This is a genomic window from Streptomyces sp. NPDC088387 (genome assembly GCF_044753385.1).
Taxonomy (GTDB): domain Bacteria; phylum Actinomycetota; class Actinomycetes; order Streptomycetales; family Streptomycetaceae; genus Streptomyces.
The window spans coordinates 1-17,274 of the sequence record NZ_JBIVNC010000029.1 but is presented as its reverse complement, the minus strand read 5'-3'; the positions used below and the strand labels follow the sequence as shown (position 1 = coordinate 17,274).

Sequence of the window (17,274 nt, the reverse complement as noted above, 5' to 3'; positions counted from 1 at the left end):
CCCCCCCCCCCCCCCCCACGGCCCTGTGTCGGTCGTGGCGTCAGCCGGCCGGCTCGGCCGTGGCGCCCGCGGTCCGGTGCTCGTCGAGCAGCGCGGTGAACGCCGCACGGTCGTTGGCGCGCGGGAAGGGCTCGTCCGGAACCGGCACACCGAGGAACGCGCAGAGCGGCTCCCAGCCCTGGGCGACCTCGAAGACCAGCAGCCGGTCGGGTGAGATCTCCGCCTTCACCGCGGCGAGATGGTCCTCGTAGACGCGCAGGGCGTGCCGCTTGTCGGTGAACCGGCCCTCGAAGACCCCGTTCCACACGACGTCCAGGGACATCTGACGGAGCTGCGCGAAGACCGGGTCGGCGTCGGCGGGCAGCGGCGCGACGGCCGCCGCGTGGATGCTGCTCTCGGCACTGGCGTACCAGGCCTCGGGGTCGCGCTGGGTGAGGATCACCTTGGCCTGCGGAAACGCCGTGGTGATCTCCCGCCAGAACGCGGCCCCCGGCCAGTCGACGCTGGAACAACAGCCCTGGTAGACCTGGGTCCAGTCGACGGGTTCACCCTGCGCGGCGGCCTGCCACAGCCGGATGTTCCGCGGGTCGTCGAACAGGGCGAGCATGTGGTGGCAGGGGCCGTACCCGAGGCGTTCCAGGGCGGTTTTGAGCGAGAGCGTTCCGGTGCGTCCGAAGCCCGCGCCGAAGATCTTCAACATGGTTCCTCCCGGTGTCGGTTGGAGCTGCTTGCGGGGACCTGCCCGCGGCGGGGCCAGGGGCTCACGCGCCGCGCAACAGCACCGCCCAGATCGTGGCGCCCGGCCCGAAGGCCAGTACGACGCCGTGCTCGGCGGGGCCCAGCGGGCGGGTGGACTGGAGCCGGCGCAGGACTCCGAGGACGGCCGGCGCCGCCGTGTTGCCGTACTCGCGCATCTCCGCGCGGGCCACGGCCAGTGAGTCGCCGGGCAGCCCGATCGCCTCCTCGACGCGGTCCAGGATGCGCCGTCCACCGGGGTGCACCGCCCACCAGGCCACCTCCTCGAAGGCGAGGTCGTTCCGGGCCAGCAGTGCCCGTGCCGGCAGGCCGACGGCGGAGGCGACGACGTCCGGCATGGTCGGCGCCAGCCGGATGCGCAGGCCCAGGTCGCCCAGGTGCACCTGGAGATCCTCGGCGTGGGCCGGCACGGTCAGCTGCTCGGCGTCGACCACCCGCGCTCCGGGGGCACCCGGCTCGTCGGGCAGCAGCACGACCGCGGCCGCGCCGTCGCCGAACAGCGTCAGCACCACCGCCGCCTCCTTGTCGTACGGAGGGGGCTGCATGTGCGGGGAGAACAGGTCCACGGCCAGCAGTACGGCGGGTCGACGGCGGGCCGCGACCCAGTGGGCGCAGGTGGTCAGGGCCGGCAGGGCGGCGTAGCAGCCCATCGGGCCGAGGGAGAGGAGCTGGGTGTCGCCGCGCATGCCGAGCGCCGGCGCGAGTGCGTCCAGACCGGGTGCGGAGTGGGTCGTGGTGGTGACGGTGGCCAGCAGCCCGACGTCCCGCGAGTGCAGTCCGGCCCGGCCCAGCGCCTCCAGCACGGCCGCCCCGCCGAGCCGGCCGGCTTCGACGAGACTGCGGTCCATCCGCAGCCGGGTGGGCCAGCGCCGGGGGTCCTCGTTGAGTACGTCGACCGCCATGCCCTTGGTGTCGATGGCGGAGTTCGCCACGACCCCGACGACGTGGTCGCCGCCGGCGTCGTCGGCGACGTGCTGGGTCAGGTCCGTCATCTTGACGAGCGGCGGGGTGGTGAATGCGATGTCCGCGATCCGTGCGTAGGTCACGTCGTCCCCCTTCAGTTCTCGCCGGCCGCGGCCTCGGTGGCGGGTGTGACGGGCGAGGCGGCGATCACCTTCCCCCGGGCGTCCAACGCCTGTACCTGCAACCGGTCGGCGTCGCGTGCGGCGGCCGGAACGGTGAGGGGGGTGTCGAAGCCGTCCCAGGCGGCCGTGGTGACCGGCTTCAGGTCTCCGTCCGCCGGCCCGGCGAGCAGCCGCCAGCGGGCCACGTCGGAGGCGCCGTTCCAGTTGGCGTGCACCACGTTCGACGCGGCGTCCCCGACGAGGAGTTGGGGCTTGGTGAGCGGCTCGCCCTCCCAGTCGAGCCGGTAGGCGCGGTAACTGCTGTCGCCGTCCGGGAGCGTGGCGTCGTAGACCATACGGCCGTTGCGGGTGAACTCCGAGATGCGGCCCTTGACGGCGACGGACTTGCCCCAGCTGACGAAGGTGTTGCCGTTGCCGAGGGCCTGGCTGCCGCCCTCCAGTGTGGCGGACATCAGATCGGGGTGCACCTGCTGGCGCACCAGTTCGGCGCGGCCACGGGCCGGGTCGACCCTGATCCACGCCACCCGGGACTCGTACCCCGCGCGCTCGGTGCCCTTGTTGGCGTTGTCGAAGACGCGGTACGTGTTGTTGCCGACGGCCTGTACGTCGTGCTGCCACATGAAGCGCACGCCCACGCCGAGCCGGAAGTCGCTGTTGCGCCCGCCCAGCCGCCAGATGACGTCACCGGTCTCGCGGTCCACCTTGTACACGGTGCTGGCGGCGTTGCCGGAGATGAGCAGGTTGCCGTCGGTGTCGATGCCGACGGAGTTCACGTGCAGGTAGTCGTAGGGCCGGTTTCTCTCCGGGGAGGGCTGCACGTCGGAGTGGTTGAGCGGCACGTGCTCCAGCGCGCTCCAGTTCATCAGCTTCTCGCCGGTGGCGATGTCGATCTCCTGCACGACGCTGTTGATGACGATGCCGTCCTTGGGGCCGCCGACCGGGCTGAGGTCGTACGGCACCGGCTGGTAGCTGATGATGAGCGCGGTGCCCTCGTCGGTGAGCAGGAACTCGTGCATGTCCATCACCTGGCCGGGATCCGGGGTCTGCACGGTCGCGATGATCTCGTAGTTCTCGTTGGCGATGTACGCGATGCCGGTGCCCATTCCGGTGTTGGTCGCCTTGCCCTCCCACCAGGTCAGCACCTTCTCGCCGCGGTATTCCTGGACGCGGAAGTCGGTCGAGACATAACCCTCGGGGAGCTTGTGGAACCAGATCGGGCGGCCCTGGTCGTCGGCGATCTGCGGTCCGACCGGGTGGGTCGCCGGCAGGGCCTGCGGGGTGATGAACAGTTCTCCCTCGGCCCGCCCGGACCGGCGGACCCGCACATCGATCGGTGACGGCTCCTCGACCGCAGAGGTGAGGACGTCGCCGACCGCCGCCCGGGCACCGCTGTCGTTGGCGGCCCGGGGGGTGCTGCCGTCGGCGGCCCGGGGGGTGCTGCCGTCGGCGGCCGGCGCGCTCTGCGCGGGGTCCGAGATGTTCGACGCGACCGCCAGTACGGCGGTCGCCGCTATCGCGGTCAGGGCACGTAACTTCTGGGTCATCCGCTTCGTCTCCTGCCAAAAAAAGGGGGCGGTGGGGGTGCGGAGATCGTCCGATGGTGCGTGTGCGCGGTGGCTCGTGTCGTGTCCGCGGCATGGCCGGCATCCCCGGCCGTTCTTCGCCGCGGGCAGCCCGGCAAGATCGCCGCACCAGAAAGTGTTTCTACAACGTTTCCGGTCACCGCACGGTCACGGACCCCACACCGCCGCCCAGCCCCTGGTGACCGGTTCGGCTGCCCCGGGTGTTCCACGGCCCGGGCCCTCCTGGGGCGTTCGGCGCGGTGGAGTCAGGCCTTTCGGGCCTGTGCTTTGAGGTGGGTGGCGAAGAACGCGTCGATGCGGCGCCAGGCGTCCGTGGCGGACTCCGGGTGCGGGCCGATTCCGGCGATACGCATCAGCGGGCGCAGGGCGCGTGGACCCGCCTCGGAGTCGTTGAGGAACGAATGCCCCGCCTCCGGGTACTCCTCGACGTCGTGGACGATGCCGAGCCGGTCCAGGGACGCTTCCAGCTTGCCGGCCGCGCCCGGCAGGCTGCGGTCGCGGGCCCCGTAACTCCCCACGACGGGGCAGGAACCGGCGAGCGCCGCGTCGAGATCCTTCGGCAGACGGCCGTAGTTGACGGAGGCGGCGTCGAACTCGCCGTCGTGCCCCGCGAGGAGGGCGAAGGCGCCACCCATGCAGAAGCCGATGATGCCGATCCGGCCGGTGCAGTCGGGATCCTGTGCGAGGTGGGTGCGGGCGGCCCCGATGTCACGGAAGGCGCGGCCGTGCCCGGACAGGGCGGCCCGGACGGTCGGCACCAGACAGCGGACCGCCCCTCCGTCGGTGAACAGGTCCGGCATGACGACGAGATACCCGGCCTTAGCCAGCCGCTCCGCCTGACGGTGCATCACATCGTTGACGCCCAGCGCCTCGTGGACCACCACGACACCGGGCCACGGACCCGGACCCGCAGGCCGGGTGAGATGGCCGGTGAGCCGCCGGGAACCACCGTGCGCGGCACCGCGCTCCGCGAGATCGACGGCGACGGTGGTCGTGGCGTGCACGCGGTCCTCCGGAGGGGGAGAGGCGACGGTGGGGCGGAAGCCAAGGCTACGGCGCGATGAAGGGCTGTACGCGCTTGCGGTAGTCCTTCGGCCGCACCTCGTTGAAGTACTTGTCCCTGTCCTCGCCCTCCGTGGTGAACACGTACATCGGGCACTCGTCGGACCCGGCCTCACCCGCGTACGTGTACAACTCCTCGCCCGTGCGCGCCTCGACGACCTTCAGACGGTACGAGGTGTCGTACGTACGGACGGTGAACGGCTTGCCGTCGCTCTCCATGTCGCACTCGACGCCGGTCGCGCTCGCCTTGGTGCGCTCGACGCAGACGACCAGCTCGGCGGCGGCCGGCTTGTCCGAGTAACCGAGGACCCAGCCCTTGGGGTAGTCGCCGGTGGGCGGCTCGGACTGCGACCAGCCGTCGCCGGGGTCGTTCATGAGCACCGCCGGGTGCACGGTCTTCTTCGTACGGTCGTAGGCCGGCATCCCCGGGTAGCCGAGCCCCTCCGTGCACACCCGCTCCAGGTCCGCCGCGAACGCCGGCACCTCCGGTCCGTCCGCCGCCGAACTCCCCGCCGCCGCACCGCCGTTGTCCCCACCGCCACTTCCGGACGTATCGCCGGTGAGCGACGAGCACCCGCACAGAGCCACGCTCAGAAGCCCGACGACGACCCATCCGTGGGCGCGCGGCGTGGACGGCGTTGAAGACATGTGACGACCCCTGTCGAAGAGTTAACGGCAGGCAGGGCATGTCCCCCGGGCCATGCCCTGTCCCCCCTGCCCTGCTGAGGAACAGCGTGCCGCCCGCCCCCGCCGCGGACATCGGGGAAGTGCCCCCATGTAGTGGTGCGATTGCTGTGGTGTCCGGGTACTACGCTGTGCGGAATCGAAGGAGCTTTCGACGATGTCGGCGGGGGACATCCCGGAAGAGGGCGCAGGGGGCCTGAGTGTCGTCGTTGTCGTCATCGGTACTGGTCGGCAGGGAACACGAGCACGATCTGCTGACCGCGGCCGTCAGGTCGGCGGGCGAGGCGCGGGGCTCATCGTTCTTTGTGCTGGGCGAGCCGGGCATCGGCAAGTCACGCCTCGTCGCGGACGCCGCGGACACCGCCGTACGCGGCGGGTTACGGGTGCTGCGCGGGCGGGCCGCGTCCGCCGGGCGCGCGGTGCCGCTGCGACCGCTCGCGGAAGCGGTGTTCTCCGGACTGCGCGGCGAAGGGGCGCCCGCCGAAGGGGAGTTGGGCCCCTACGAGCCGCTGCTGTCACGGCTGTGCGGGCTCGCACCGCAGGACGGCGCACCCCTGGTGGGCTACGCCGAGGCGGTGCTGCGGCTCCTGGACGCCCTCGGACGCACCGGCGGCTGTCTCCTCGTGCTGGAGGACCTGCACGACGCGGACGCCGACACACTCACCATCGTCGACTACCTCACCGACAACCTCCCCGACCGGCGGGCCGTGCTGCTGGCCACCCTGCGCGGTGGGCCCGGACCGGCCCTCGACCTCGCCGAGGCCGCCGCGTCCCGCCGTACGGCCCGGGTCCTGCGCCTCGCCCGCCTGGACCCCGCCCACACCGCGGAGCTGGCCGCCCGCTGTCTGGGCCACGACGACCCGGGCGACGTACCCGCCGTCGTACTGGACCGCCTGCACTCCGTCTCCGACGGCGTCCCCTTCGTTGTGGAGGAACTGCTGACCGCCATGGTCGACAGCGGCGACCTCGTGCGGCGGCCGGACGACGGCTGGACGGTGACCGGTTCGCTGAACCCCGACGTGCCCGCGACGGTCGCCGCCGCGGTCCTCCAGCGTGTGGACCACCTGGAACCGGCCGGTGTCGCACTCCTGGAGGCGGCGGCCGTCCTGGGCAGGCGCTTCCCCGTGGACATCGCCGCGCACGCCGCCGGGCTCGACAGGGCGACGGCCCTGCGCCAGCTGCGCCACGCGGCACGCGCCCATCTGGTCACCGACGGCGCCGGCGCGGAGGAACCCGGCTGGCACACGTTCCGCCACGCCCTGACCGCCGACGCCATCAGCCACCGGCTGCTCCCCATGGAGCGCGCGGCACTCTGCCTCGCCGCGGCCGACGCGATCGAGTCCACGAGGACGATCGACTCCACAGTCACAGTGACAGCCACCCCCACAGCCAGCCCCACCGCCACCCCCACAGCCACCGCTACACCCGCCCCCACAGCCACCGCCAAGCCCGCCGACCGCGCCCGGGAGCCGTACGGTCTGATCGGCGGTGACTCCGGTGACGACCTCCACCGCCTCGCCGCCGAGCTGTGCGTGGCCGGCGGGCAGCGGGCCCGTGCGGCCGTGCTGCTCACCCGGGCCGGTCGGCAGGCGGTCCTGCGGGGCGCGCTGCTGACCGCGGTGGAACTCCTCGACCGGGGACTGGAGTTGACCGCCGGTGCCGCGGACACCCCGCCCGAGGTGGTGGCCGGGCTGCTGGAGGAGCTGCTCGGGACCCTCGTCCTCACGGGCGACGTCCAGCGCGTGCCGGAACTCGGTGACCGGCTGGACGGTGTCCTCACCCGGTGCGGCGCGCCGCGTGCCCGCCGCGCCGCCGGTTTCCTCACCCGGGCCAGGGCCGCCGCCACCGCGCAGCAGTGGGAGGAGGGCCTGACCGCCGTACGGCGGGCGCGGGAGCTGCTCGGAGCCGAGCCCGACCCCGCGTCCCGCGCCGCCCTGGACTCCGTCGCCGCGCACCTGGTGCTCAACTCGCGGCGCCCGGACCGGCTGGAGAACGCGAGGGCCCTGGCCGAAGCGGCCGTGGCGACCGCGGAGGAGGTCGGGCTGCCGGAGGTGAGCTGCAAGGCGCTGAACATGCTCGGGTACTGCCTGCGGCCCCAGGACCTCGCCGAGGCGGAAGCGGCGTTCGAACGCCTGGTGGCCACCGCCGAGACCCATGCGCTGCCGGTCTGGCGGATCCGCGGCCTGCTGGAACTCGGCGTGCTGGACCGGATCCGGACCACCGGAACCGAGCGCCTGCTGACCGTGCGGAAGGCGGCCGAGGAGACCGGCGCGGTGCTCATGACGGCCTGGGCCGACATGCATCTGGCCCACGCGCATGTGCTGCGGGACGACTACGACAGCGCCCAGGAGTCCGCCCGGCGGCTCCGGGCGACTGCCCGGCGACTGCGCCTGCGTGAAGTGCAGTTGATCGGCGTCGGACTGGACGCCATCATCGCCGCCTCACAAGGGGACCGGCGAGAACTCCAGGCCGCGCTGCACACCATGCGGAGCGCACTGGCCGGACGGAGCGCCGGAGCGATCTGGGGCTACGCCGACACCTCCGTGTGGGGATGGGCCCAGGGCATCTGCTCCCTGCTGCGGGAGGAACCCGCCCGTGCGCTCGCCGAGTTCACCGAGGCCGACCTGGCCATGCGGGCCCTGCCCAGTACACGAGGGGTCACCGGTTTCCTGGGCCCCTACCTGCTCCTGCGGACCGTACGGGGCGAGGCCGGCTGGGCGGACCTGGACGGGGCCGCCGCCGACCGGCTCACCCAGGTCCACTGGGACCGGCCGTTCGTGGGGTGGTCCCGGGCCGTGCTGCTGGGCCGCGAGGGCCGGGCCTCCGAGGCCGCCAAGGCGGCCGAGGAGGCGCTGGCCGGCACCGACGCCATCCCGCTGGCCCGCCATCTGTGTCTGCGCATGGGCGCCCCGGCGGCGCTCGCCGACGGCTGGGGGCACCCTGTCGAGTGGCTGCGCGCCGCCGAGCCGTTCTTCCACGACCGGGGCACCACACGGGTGTCGGCCGCCTGCCGCGCCCTGCTGCGGGAAGCGGGCTCGCCCGTGGCCCGCCGCCGCGAGGGCCACGACACGATTCCGCAGGAGCTGCGGCGGGCGGGGGTGACCGGGCGGGAGTACGAGGTGCTGCGTCTGCTCGGCCGGGGGTTCGGCAACCAGGAGATCGCCGAGCAGCTCTTCCTCTCGCCGCGCACCGTCGAGAAGCACCTCGCGAGCCTCCGGAGCCGTACCGGACGCGGCGGCCGGGCCGCCCTGATCACCCTCGCCCGCCGGTACGCGGACGGGCCGTGAGTCCACGGCCCGTGCGGCGGTGCCGGGAACCCGGCGCCGTGCGGTGGGGCCGGTGGCCGCGGGCGGTCAGGCCTCGCAGGCGGTCTTCGTGTCGCTCGTGTCGGCGGTGCAGGTGTCGGTGTTGGCGCCTCCGTTGAGGGAGTCGTTGCCGAAGACGCTGTCGACGCCGTCGAGCGTGTCGTTGCCGGCCCCGCCGTTGTGGGTGTCGTTGCCCGGGCCGCCGACCAGTGTGTCGTTGCCCGAGCCGCCGGTCAGCAGGTCGTTGCCGCCGAAGCCGGACAGGATGTCGTTGGCCGTGCCCCCGGTGAGGGTGTCGCCGAACTGGCTGCCGTAGACGATCTCGACGTCGGTGAGGACGTTGTCGCCCTCCCCGCCGATGCCGTCGTCGGCGACGTTGTCGATGTCGGCGACCACGCCGGCGCCGCTCTCGAAGTAGCTGGCGATGTCGCTGGTGCCGCCCCCGCCGCTGAGCCGGTCGGCACCCGGGCCGCCGATCAGGAGGTCGAAGGTGGCACCGCCGTTCAGGGTGTCGGTGCCCGTGCCGCCGTTGAGGATGTTGCTGCCGGGGCTGGGGCCGCCGTTGATGACGTCGTTGCCCGACTCGCCCTTCAGGTCACCGCGGACGTTGCCGGTCTTGGTGATGGTGTCGTTGCCGTCCCCGGCGTTGACCACGACCGTGTCGGAGGCGACGGTCACCGGGCAGGCCACGGTGCCGTTGACCAGGAGGGTGCAGCCGGCACCGGCGGTCAGGGTGTCGGAGGTGTCCTGGATGATGACGTGGATCCCGGACAGGCTGACGGTGATGGTGTTGGCGCGGCCCTGCGCCGCGTTCACGACGATGTTGGTCCCGCTCTTGAACACACCGGTGGCCGCGCTCGCCGGCCCTCCGGCCAGGGTCACCGCGGAACCCGCCGTCGCGGCGACCACCAAGACCCGGAGTAACGCTTTTCTGCCCATGGGAGCCCTCTCGGTTGTGTGCGTCGACCTGTCCGCGTACCGCGCTGGACGCCGGTGGGCGGCGGTCCGTCGGACGGGTCCCACAGTGCCCGCGGGACCCGGCAGGCACATGGGGGAACACTCCCCAATTACCGGCCGTGCGGCGGTGGGGTCGGCGCACTCCCGGCCGGTGATCACCCCGGGGCTACCATGGACGGACTGCCGGGGAGGTCAACGAAGTGGACGGCCCGCGAACATGCTGAGAGAGGTCACCGCGACCGAGTACGTCGAGCCACTGCGCTCCGGCGGCTCCGTACCCGGTCTCGTCGAGGCCGACGACCTGGGTACGTACGTCGTGAGGTATGCCGGTCGAGTACGGCATTGAACGCCCGAAGAGTCACCGCATCGTAGCCACGAGGCACGACGAGAGCGCCGTGCGCCGCGAAGCGACCGTGCTTGTAGCGGACGCCAACGAGTGGTCGTGTTCTCTGAGCGGCAGCGCCCTGTCAGACGGTGGTAAACCGCAGTTCCGGGCGTTCCCACGCCACCTTCGGTGGCGATGGGGCGACCGTCCCCACCCGCTCGGCACCCAGACGCCGGTAGAACTCCTCGGCCGGGGGATGGGACACCACGCGGACGTCGGTCAGGCCGACCTGCCTGGCCTGACCGAGCATGTGCTCGATGAGGAGTCGGCCGATGCCTGTTCCTTGCGCGCTGTCCGCCACGAAGGCCAGGTCCAACTCCGGTGGCTCCACTACTAGAGCGTCGAAGCCCAACAGTCGATCGACCGCATCGGCGGCCACGAAAACCCGGTGCCGGGCAATGTAGTCGGCAGTGACTTTGTAACCGGAGATGATCGAGGCGTACTCGCCCCGGTAGGCGCTGGACTCTTGGATCAGCGTGGTGAGGTGCTCTGCGTCCGGCGCAACTGCACGCCTGATCGTCATGGACTGCATCCGTCAAAGTATAGGAGTGAGCACCTCCAGAGCCTATTACCTGTGCGGTTTTGATCGGGTTCCTCTCCCTGCCTAGTTCGCCGAGCAGTGTCCCCGTCGTCTGCCGCGTCGATGGATGACCAGGTAGCGCGTCCGGGGGCATCTTCCTGGACCTGCACGCTCTACAGACTGTTCCGCCCAGCAACCTCAACCGGGACGACACCTGGCCCCCAAGACGGCCGTCTACGGCGGTGTGCCGCGCGCCCGCGTCTCCAGCCAGGCATGGAAGCGGGCAATCCGTAACTACTTCGACGACGAGCATCTGCTGGATCCCGGTGAGCTGGGCGTGCGGACCAAAAAGGTCGTCGAGCTCCTCGCAGACAGGATCACCGGACTTGCTGCCTCGGCCCTGTCGCGTGAGGAGGCCCTGCACCTCGCCGACGAGATCGTCAAGGCCGCCGGCTTCAAGACCGAGGTGCCCAAACGCAAGGCGGACCAGGCCAAGAAGGAAGGGGCCCCCACGCCGCCTCCCGAAAGCAAGTACCTGGTCTTCCTGAGCTCCCGGCAGCTCGACGGACTGGCCCGCCTCGCCCTCGAAGGGGCAGCCGACATCACGAAGTTCGCCAAGACCAAGGAGACCACCGTCGATCTCGCCGCCGCCGTCAGCTTCACCAGAGCACAGGCGTTCCCGTCATGTTGAACACGAGCTTCAACGACCGGGAAGTCATGGTGGAGCCCCCGGCACGCAGTGGCTACGGTCCAAGCGTGTGACTTGGATGCTCATGCGTCGGGACCATCTGGTCAAACAAATCTCTATGCCTGCAAGGCGCGAAGATCACCTGATTCGGATGCCGAACCCGAAATGCCGCTCGGCCCGCACACACCGGAATCGGTAAGAGGCCAGCTTCCCATGTTCCTGCGCGTCAGTTGACCGACTCGCAGCCGCTGCGGTCACCTGTGATATCCCGGTATCGCGGAAACTTCAGGTACTGACGACTTTGAGTGCCGTATATGCCGTCAGCGGTGATGTTCTCTTGCCGCTGGGCGGACGCAAGGGCACTGCGAGTGTTCGACCCGAACTCGCCGTCAGTCGCGAGGCTGAACCCATAGCAGGAGTTGAGCGTGAACTGGAGCCACTCCACGCCCTTTCCGCTGCTGCCGTAATCCATCCAACAGTTGACCGTTCTGCTGCCGCCTACTTCACTAGTGTAAGCCGGCCGAGTGATGGAGTAGCCGGGGGTGACACCGCCCGATGCCGCCTGATTGATATTGCAATGCCCGGCATAGGCGGCAGCTGCTGGGGAAGCGAAGACTGCGGCGCCTCCAAGAAGGCTGGCGGTGAGGGCGCCGATTGTCATAACGCCCTTGACTCGTCGGATCGAGTGGATATTCATGGAAATTCCTCTCGTGGATGGGGAGTTGGCCCTGGCGACAGGCGCGCAGTGAACCCTTCGAGTCTCGGTCTGAGCTGGCGTGATGCAGGGAGGGGATGGCCTGGACAAGGCTCGTGATGCGGGCGTGTTACGCCCCTCTCTCTGGCCTCGTCCCTGGACCTTAGGGTCATCGTGGTCTTGGGACTTTGTCGTCCGTGCAGGGAAATTTGTCAGTCGTGCAGCGCCTCAAGTTGACGCCGCATCAGGCGAGGGTCGCCCTGCAAGCGAGGTCATGCGCAACCGCCACGGCCGATGTCAGCCCCGTACGACGGGCACAGTAGCCCGGCCTGGTCGCTGAGTGCGCCGGTCGTTTGACCCACAAGGAACAGCCGACCGGACCCGCCCCTGGTGATGAGCCTTTCCTGCCCTGGCTAGGGCGACTCCTCCGGCCCTATCGAGGCGATTCCAGCAGGCCCCGAAATGTGAAGCCCGCTCCGAGGCAACTTGCGTCAGCCCCGCCCGTGACCGGCTCGGAGGGCCAAGTAGGACTGCTTTCAAGCCGTCTTCACTGGCGGCGATCTTCACAGATTGGGGCCGATTCGAGGCGCCTCGACGGTCCCAAAACGCGTCGCCATAGCCAGTCTGCGGGTGTCCGCGCCCGCCGAACTGGCGGCCCTGGTTCCGTACACCGCGACGATGATCGAGCACTTCGCCGCCTTGGTGGCTTTCTGGGTCGCGGCGACCGCGACGCGTGCCTTCTTCACCTCCGGGGCGGCGGCCAGGGAGGGGCGCTCCGCGGCCGGAGGGGTTGCGCTCGGTGCGGACCTCACTCCGGAAATGCTCACAGCCACCAAACGCGAGGCACGCACGGGCCTGCTGTTCGCCGATGGCTGCCGACTTCCTCTTCCGTCAAGGCGTTGGACGGTGTTTTCAGTGCGGGCGCAGTCACCCGGCCCCGTTGGCCTCCGTGCGCGAATCGGCCGGGTGACTGCGCCCGCTCGCATCCTGCTGCTCTTCCACCCCTCCGGCCGCGCCGCGCGTCACGGCCGTCCCATGGACTTGCCGACCCGTTGGCCGAGGAGAACTTGACCCCGGCGCCATTCGTAAGGTTCCCAGCGGTAGTGCACGTGTCGGATTGCCCTTGAGTTCAAGATCTCTCTACGGTGGGTGCCTGCCCATTGGGCGTGGACGGTGTGAAGGGGGCAGCGTGGAAGGCGAGTTGGCGGCGCTTGCGGCGTCAGGGGCGACGGCACTGGTCGGGCTGATGGTCTCCGAGTCGTGGGAGCAGACCAAGGGCGCTCTGACCCGGTTCTTCGCACGGCGTCATGCCGCGGGCCAGGACCCCGGACAGGAACTCGAGGCGGCGGGTGAGGAAGCGGGCGCCGCTCGGGCGGCGGGAGACGATCGCGCTGAGGCGGAGTTCCAGGCCCGGTGGCGACAGCGGTTGGAGGAGATCTTCCGGCAGGATCCAGGAGCCGCGCAGGAACTGGCCCTGCTGCTCTCCGAGCTGGCGCCCGACGTCTCGCGTACATACGTCAGTCTTGTCAGCGGAGGCGTCAACTACGGCCCTGCCTTCCAGGGTTCGCACATCCACGGCGGCATCGCCTTCCACGTCCAGGCCGCCCCGTCCGGACGCGGTGGCCCCGTCCGGCCCGACCAGGTGCCCACTCCCACAGTCCCGTTCAGCAACCGCACGGCCGAACTCGCCCTGCTGGACCAGACTCTCGGCGCACCGGACGAGGGCCCGGGACCCGTCCGTGTCGGCGTGCTGGACGGACTGCCCGGAGTCGGCAAGACGACCATGGCCTGGCGGTGGGCGGAACAAGCCGGGCAGCGCTTCCCGGACGGACAGCTGTACGTGGACTTCGCAGCCCTGCGCACTCAGTCCGGGTCGGCCCCCGGTGCCGGTGCGGACGTGTCCGAGGCCCTGGCCATGTGCCTGAGATCGTTGCCCGGAGGCGACAGCATTCCGAATTCGCTGGCTGAACGGACAAATCTGTTCCGGTCCCGGTCGGCCGGCCTGCGGATCCTGCTTGTCCTGGACGACGTCCACCAGCCCGCTCACGTGCGCGCGCTTATCCCCAAGGGGCCGGGCAGTGCCGTCCTGGTCACCGGCCGCAGCCGGCTCGGCGAACTGGCCCTGGACGGGGCTCGGTTGATCTCCGTCAAACCTCTGGACGCGCACGGTGGACTGGCACTGCTGAAGGACCGCTGCGGCCAGGAGGCGGTCGAGGCCGAACCGCAGGGCGCACAGCGCTTAGCCGAACTGTGTGGCGGCCTGCCGGTGGCACTTCAGGTTGTCGCAGCCCGCCTGGCCACCGACGACAGCCTGAGCATGACGGAACTGGCCGCCGAACTCGAGGACGAGGCGGGCCGGCTGGCCGCCATCGCACTGGATGGTGAGGAGTCGTCCGTGTCCGCTGTTCTGGGCCCCTCGTACCGGCTGTTGCCCACTGACGCAGCCCGGCTCTACCGTCTCCTCGGATGGCTGCCGGTCGGTGTCTTCGACGCCGGCACCGCCGCGGCCGCCGCCGACTTCGACACACCGCGCACCAAACGCCTGCTCGGCACCCTGGCGAAGGCGAGCCTGGTGGAGGCGTGGGGCGACGGTCGTTACCGGATGCACGATCTGGTGCGTCTGCACGCCCGGGAGCGCGCGGTGGCAGAGGAGCAGGAGAGCGAACAGGGGGCGCTGATCGCCCGAGTGGGTTCGCACTACCTCGCGCTCACGGCCCTCGCCGACCGGGCACTGCGACGGGAGAGGCTGCGGATCGCCGATCTGTCCGACGTCCTGCGGAACGCGGACGATCCCTTCTCCGCCCCTGGCGGGCCCCCGCCCCTGGAGTGGCTGGACACCGAGCGCGGCGCCGTTCTCGCCGTCCTGCGCACAGCTGCCCGGCATGGGCAGCATGCCCTCGTCTGGAAGCTGGCGGAGGCGTTCACCGTCCTCTTCCTGTACCGCCGCTATCTGGGAACTTGGAAGGAGTCGCTGGAACTGGGCGCCGAGGCTGCGGCGGCATCGGGAGACGCGGCGGGCGAGGCACGCCTGCGCAGCCTGCTGTCGCGACCGCTGCTCGACCTCGCGGAAAACGACCGCGCGGCAGCCGAGCTGGACCGGGCTGTGGTCCTCGCCGAGGCATCCGGGCATCTCGTCCTGCGCGCCTCCGTACAGGAGTTCCTCGGCCGCTACCGGGATCTCTTCGAGCCCTCGCGCGCGGTCGAGGCGTATCAGCGGTCCCTGGAGCTCAACCAGAGTGCCGGGGAGACGCGAGGCGCGGCCATCGCCGCGTTCTTCCTTGGTTGCGCACAAGACGCACAGGGCGATCACGCGCAGGCGTTGACCACCCTGAACGGGGCGCTGCGGGACCTGGAGTCCCGCGACGAGCCGGACCGCAGGATGGCGGCCCGGGTGCGGGCCGCCATCGGCACGGCACACGACCACATCGGCCGGAGCGAGCAGGCGATGGAGGACCTGCGCGAGGCGGCCCGTGCCCTGAGGGAGGTAGGGGCGACGCACTACGAGGCGCAGGCCCTGATACAGCTCGCCGACATCGCGCAGCGGACAGTGGGCCGTGAGGACCTGGTGCGCGAGTGTTTGAACCGGGCCGTCGAAATCTACGAGGCGGACGGCAACGGAATGGCGGAGGACCTGCGTCGGCGGCTGGACGGTCTCGGTCGCTGAGCCCCTGCCCGGCAGGGACGGGAAGAAGGTATGCCGGCCGGTGCAGGGCGTTACCCGGCGGACAGCGAGGGGCGAAGACGCAGGACGACGTCGTGCTCCCGACCGCCACCGACCCTCAGCAACACCTGGCTGTCGTCCAACGGATGCCCTGTCCGCAGACACGCGTAGATGACCGCGGCCAGCAGACCCGGATCCCCGGCCACGCCCGTGGCGGCCACTTCCACCACCCGGCCGTCCCGGAGCCCGACCAGACACCCGCCCTGACGCACGGCCGAAGCCGCGAGAAGACTGCCCGGGAACTCGGCGAGCGTGTCCCGGATCCAGCGCAGCGCCTCCACCACGGTCCCCGCCTGCGCACTGCGCACGAGTACCGAGGCACTCCCGGACAGCCGCGGATCGGACTCGTCGGTCGTGCAGGCCAGGTGCGTGAAGGACCTGAACGAGCCCGGGAGTGTCTCGTCGAACGCGCATACGGCAGCCGGGAAACGGAGCACAGTGACGCTGATCTCCTCGCCTGCCCCGGCCACGACCGTGTTCACCTGCCAGGAGGTGACCGGCGAGACGGGCAAGTCCGCGACCGGCAGCATCAGTGCGGACGGCGCCGGCGAAGCAGGCTCGGGGAGCCTCAGCAATCGGTAGAGGACGGCACGCAACCCGGCGAGCGTACGTCCCGGCTCCGCGAATGCCTGATCAGCGACAGCGGAGTAGCGCTGCGGGGAATGACCGTGCACCACGTGTTCCACCTGTCGGAGCAGGTCTCCGAGCGGATCGAGCCGCGGCGCGCGGGCCGCCAGTGCGTGAACGGCCGTTCCGGGCACCGCGTCCGCGCCGAACGTGGCCAGCAGCAGCGGTACGCCCATCGATGCCCCGTACAGCGTGACCGATCCGTGATCACCTACGAGGACGTCCGCGGCGACCAGCCCGGACCGCCATGCATGCGCGGCAGGCATCAGCAGCAGCCCCGCGTCCAGGGCAGCTGCCTGCAACGTATGGACCTGCCACGCTCCGTGCGCCGACCACACATTGGGATGGACAATGGCACCGACCCGGTACTCGTCGAAGGGAAGCTGCGCGAGCAGCCGTTGCAGAAGGCTTGGGTCCTGCCCCAGGAGCGACGTGCGCCCCCAGGTCGAACTCACCATCACCAGACGCTGATCCTTCGCCACACCCAGCGCTTCCCGGTAGGCCGCCCTGCGCGGCCTGCTCACGAGAAGTTCGTCGAGCACCGGATCGCCAACCAGCAGCGTGCGCCCGGCGGCCTTCGGACGGGCGGCGAGCAACTGCTCCTCCTGCGCCGGATGCGAGACGACCAGCCAGGCACGGCCCGACTCCAGCAAGGACTCCGGCACGATCCCCGAGAGCCGCTCACCCGAGCCCCGTGAGTCCGGCACGAACTTCTGGAAACCCACTCCGTGCGGCAACACCAGTACCGGGCAATCGCCCTCCGGTACCTCGATGTTCTCGCTGGCGGAAAGAATCAGGTCAGGGGCGATGTCCCCCAACTGCCCCCAGGGCATCACCCGGCAACCAGCATGGCGTAGGAGTTCCAGGACACCGCCGTTGAACGCCGACGTGGGATCGTAGGCGAAGACAACGCTCACTCGACCGTCACCTCGCACCAGGGACGGCAGCGTTTCGAGGACCCGCACGGTCGAGGTCACCGTACGGGCGGCGACGACCAGTGTGCGCTCGCCCGGAAAAGTGTTCCACCGGTGGGCATCAGAGCCCACCGGCACGCGAAGCGGCCAGCTATCCGACACGGCGGCCGCCTCTAACAAACCCAGACCACCCGCTGATCAGCGGCTCGCGGCTCGCGGCTCGCGGCTCGCGGCTCGCGGCTCGCGGCTCGCGGCTCGCGGCTCGCGGCTCGCGGCTCGCGGCTCGCGGCTCG

At 70.7% G+C, this 17,274-nt stretch carries 13 protein-coding genes and 1 pseudogene; 4 read left to right on the top strand and 10 right to left on the bottom strand.

What is annotated here, in order from left to right; all coding sequences use genetic code 11:
* Nucleotides 1-40 precede the first annotated feature (40 nt).
* The 5 genes from ACIQAC_RS40410 to ACIQAC_RS40390 all read right to left on the bottom strand — a co-directional run bounded on the left by ACIQAC_RS40410 (nucleotide 41) and on the right by ACIQAC_RS40390 (nucleotide 5,134).
* The gene (locus tag ACIQAC_RS40410) at nucleotides 41-700 is read right to left on the bottom strand and encodes a sulfotransferase family protein (RefSeq protein WP_402200672.1); all 660 of its coding nucleotides are present in this window, start codon (nucleotides 698-700) and stop codon (nucleotides 41-43) included.
* Between the two features lie 61 nt (nucleotides 701-761).
* A complete protein-coding gene (locus ACIQAC_RS40405; protein WP_402200670.1) occupies nucleotides 762-1,802 on the bottom strand; it encodes a type III polyketide synthase in 1,041 nt (346 codons plus the stop codon).
* Nucleotides 1,803-1,813: 11 nt separating this feature from the next.
* Nucleotides 1,814-3,385, bottom strand: a complete 1,572-nt coding sequence (locus ACIQAC_RS40400) for an arylsulfotransferase family protein (RefSeq protein ID WP_402200669.1) — start codon at nucleotides 3,383-3,385, stop codon at nucleotides 1,814-1,816.
* 284 nt (nucleotides 3,386-3,669) lie between these two features.
* Complete coding sequence (locus ACIQAC_RS40395) at nucleotides 3,670-4,428, bottom strand: dienelactone hydrolase family protein (RefSeq protein WP_402200667.1); 759 nt, start codon at nucleotides 4,426-4,428, stop codon at nucleotides 3,670-3,672.
* Nucleotides 4,429-4,474: 46 nt separating this feature from the next.
* Entirely contained in the window at nucleotides 4,475-5,134 is a 660-nt protein-coding gene (locus tag ACIQAC_RS40390; protein WP_402200666.1) for a hypothetical protein, read from the bottom strand.
* 245 nt (nucleotides 5,135-5,379) lie between these two features.
* Here ACIQAC_RS40390 and ACIQAC_RS40385 point away from each other — a divergent pair, with 245 nt between their 5' ends.
* Entirely contained in the window at nucleotides 5,380-8,457 is a 3,078-nt protein-coding gene (locus ACIQAC_RS40385) for an AAA family ATPase (RefSeq protein ID WP_402200664.1), read from the top strand.
* A 66-nt stretch (nucleotides 8,458-8,523) separates the two neighbouring features.
* On the opposite strand, the gene ACIQAC_RS40380 is transcribed toward ACIQAC_RS40385, so the two are convergent.
* Complete coding sequence (locus tag ACIQAC_RS40380) at nucleotides 8,524-9,384, bottom strand: calcium-binding protein (protein WP_402200691.1); 861 nt, start codon at nucleotides 9,382-9,384, stop codon at nucleotides 8,524-8,526.
* A gap of 265 nt (nucleotides 9,385-9,649) precedes the next feature.
* Between ACIQAC_RS40380 and ACIQAC_RS40375 the strand changes: the two genes are divergently transcribed.
* The gene (locus ACIQAC_RS40375) at nucleotides 9,650-9,778 is read left to right on the top strand and encodes a hypothetical protein (protein WP_402200694.1); all 129 of its coding nucleotides are present in this window, start codon (nucleotides 9,650-9,652) and stop codon (nucleotides 9,776-9,778) included.
* A gap of 121 nt (nucleotides 9,779-9,899) precedes the next feature.
* Here ACIQAC_RS40375 and ACIQAC_RS40370 read toward each other — a convergent pair whose 3' ends face one another.
* On the bottom strand, nucleotides 9,900-10,349 hold the full coding sequence (locus ACIQAC_RS40370) for a GNAT family N-acetyltransferase (protein ID WP_402200662.1): 450 nt from the start codon (nucleotides 10,347-10,349) through the stop codon (nucleotides 9,900-9,902).
* 140 nt (nucleotides 10,350-10,489) lie between these two features.
* Here ACIQAC_RS40370 and ACIQAC_RS40365 point away from each other — a divergent pair.
* A pseudogene (locus ACIQAC_RS40365) lies at nucleotides 10,490-10,965 on the top strand (type I-E CRISPR-associated protein Cas7/Cse4/CasC); the annotation flags it as partial.
* 286 nt (nucleotides 10,966-11,251) lie between these two features.
* Here the strand turns inward: ACIQAC_RS40365 and ACIQAC_RS40360 are convergent.
* Together ACIQAC_RS40360 and ACIQAC_RS40355 are read right to left on the bottom strand one after the other, a co-directional pair.
* The gene (locus ACIQAC_RS40360) at nucleotides 11,252-11,722 is read right to left on the bottom strand and encodes a peptidoglycan-binding protein (protein ID WP_402200660.1); all 471 of its coding nucleotides are present in this window, start codon (nucleotides 11,720-11,722) and stop codon (nucleotides 11,252-11,254) included.
* Nucleotides 11,723-12,282: 560 nt separating this feature from the next.
* Complete coding sequence (locus ACIQAC_RS40355; RefSeq protein WP_402200658.1) at nucleotides 12,283-12,531, bottom strand: hypothetical protein; 249 nt, start codon at nucleotides 12,529-12,531, stop codon at nucleotides 12,283-12,285.
* A gap of 377 nt (nucleotides 12,532-12,908) precedes the next feature.
* Here ACIQAC_RS40355 and ACIQAC_RS40350 point away from each other — a divergent pair, with 377 nt between their 5' ends.
* On the top strand, nucleotides 12,909-15,383 hold the full coding sequence (locus ACIQAC_RS40350) for an NB-ARC domain-containing protein (protein WP_402200657.1): 2,475 nt from the start codon (nucleotides 12,909-12,911) through the stop codon (nucleotides 15,381-15,383).
* A 50-nt stretch (nucleotides 15,384-15,433) separates the two neighbouring features.
* On the opposite strand, the gene ACIQAC_RS40345 is transcribed toward ACIQAC_RS40350, so the two are convergent.
* A complete protein-coding gene (locus tag ACIQAC_RS40345; protein WP_402200655.1) occupies nucleotides 15,434-17,143 on the bottom strand; it encodes a hypothetical protein in 1,710 nt (569 codons plus the stop codon).
* Nucleotides 17,144-17,274 lie beyond the last annotated feature (131 nt).

Bases quoted from the DNA above. Each gene is read 5' to 3' on its own strand.
- ACIQAC_RS40370 (WP_402200662.1), bottom strand. From the start codon at position 10,349: ATGCAGTCCATGACGATCAGGCGTGCAGTTGCGCCGGACGCAGAGCAC.
- ACIQAC_RS40410 (WP_402200672.1), bottom strand. From the start codon at position 700: ATGTTGAAGATCTTCGGCGCGGGCTTCGGACGCACCGGAACGCTCTCG.
- ACIQAC_RS40390 (WP_402200666.1), bottom strand. From the start codon at position 5,134: ATGTCTTCAACGCCGTCCACGCCGCGCGCCCACGGATGGGTCGTCGTC.
- ACIQAC_RS40400 (WP_402200669.1), bottom strand. From the start codon at position 3,385: ATGACCCAGAAGTTACGTGCCCTGACCGCGATAGCGGCGACCGCCGTA.
- ACIQAC_RS40360 (WP_402200660.1), bottom strand. From the start codon at position 11,722: ATGAATATCCACTCGATCCGACGAGTCAAGGGCGTTATGACAATCGGC.
- ACIQAC_RS40375 (WP_402200694.1), top strand. From the start codon at position 9,650: ATGCTGAGAGAGGTCACCGCGACCGAGTACGTCGAGCCACTGCGCTCC.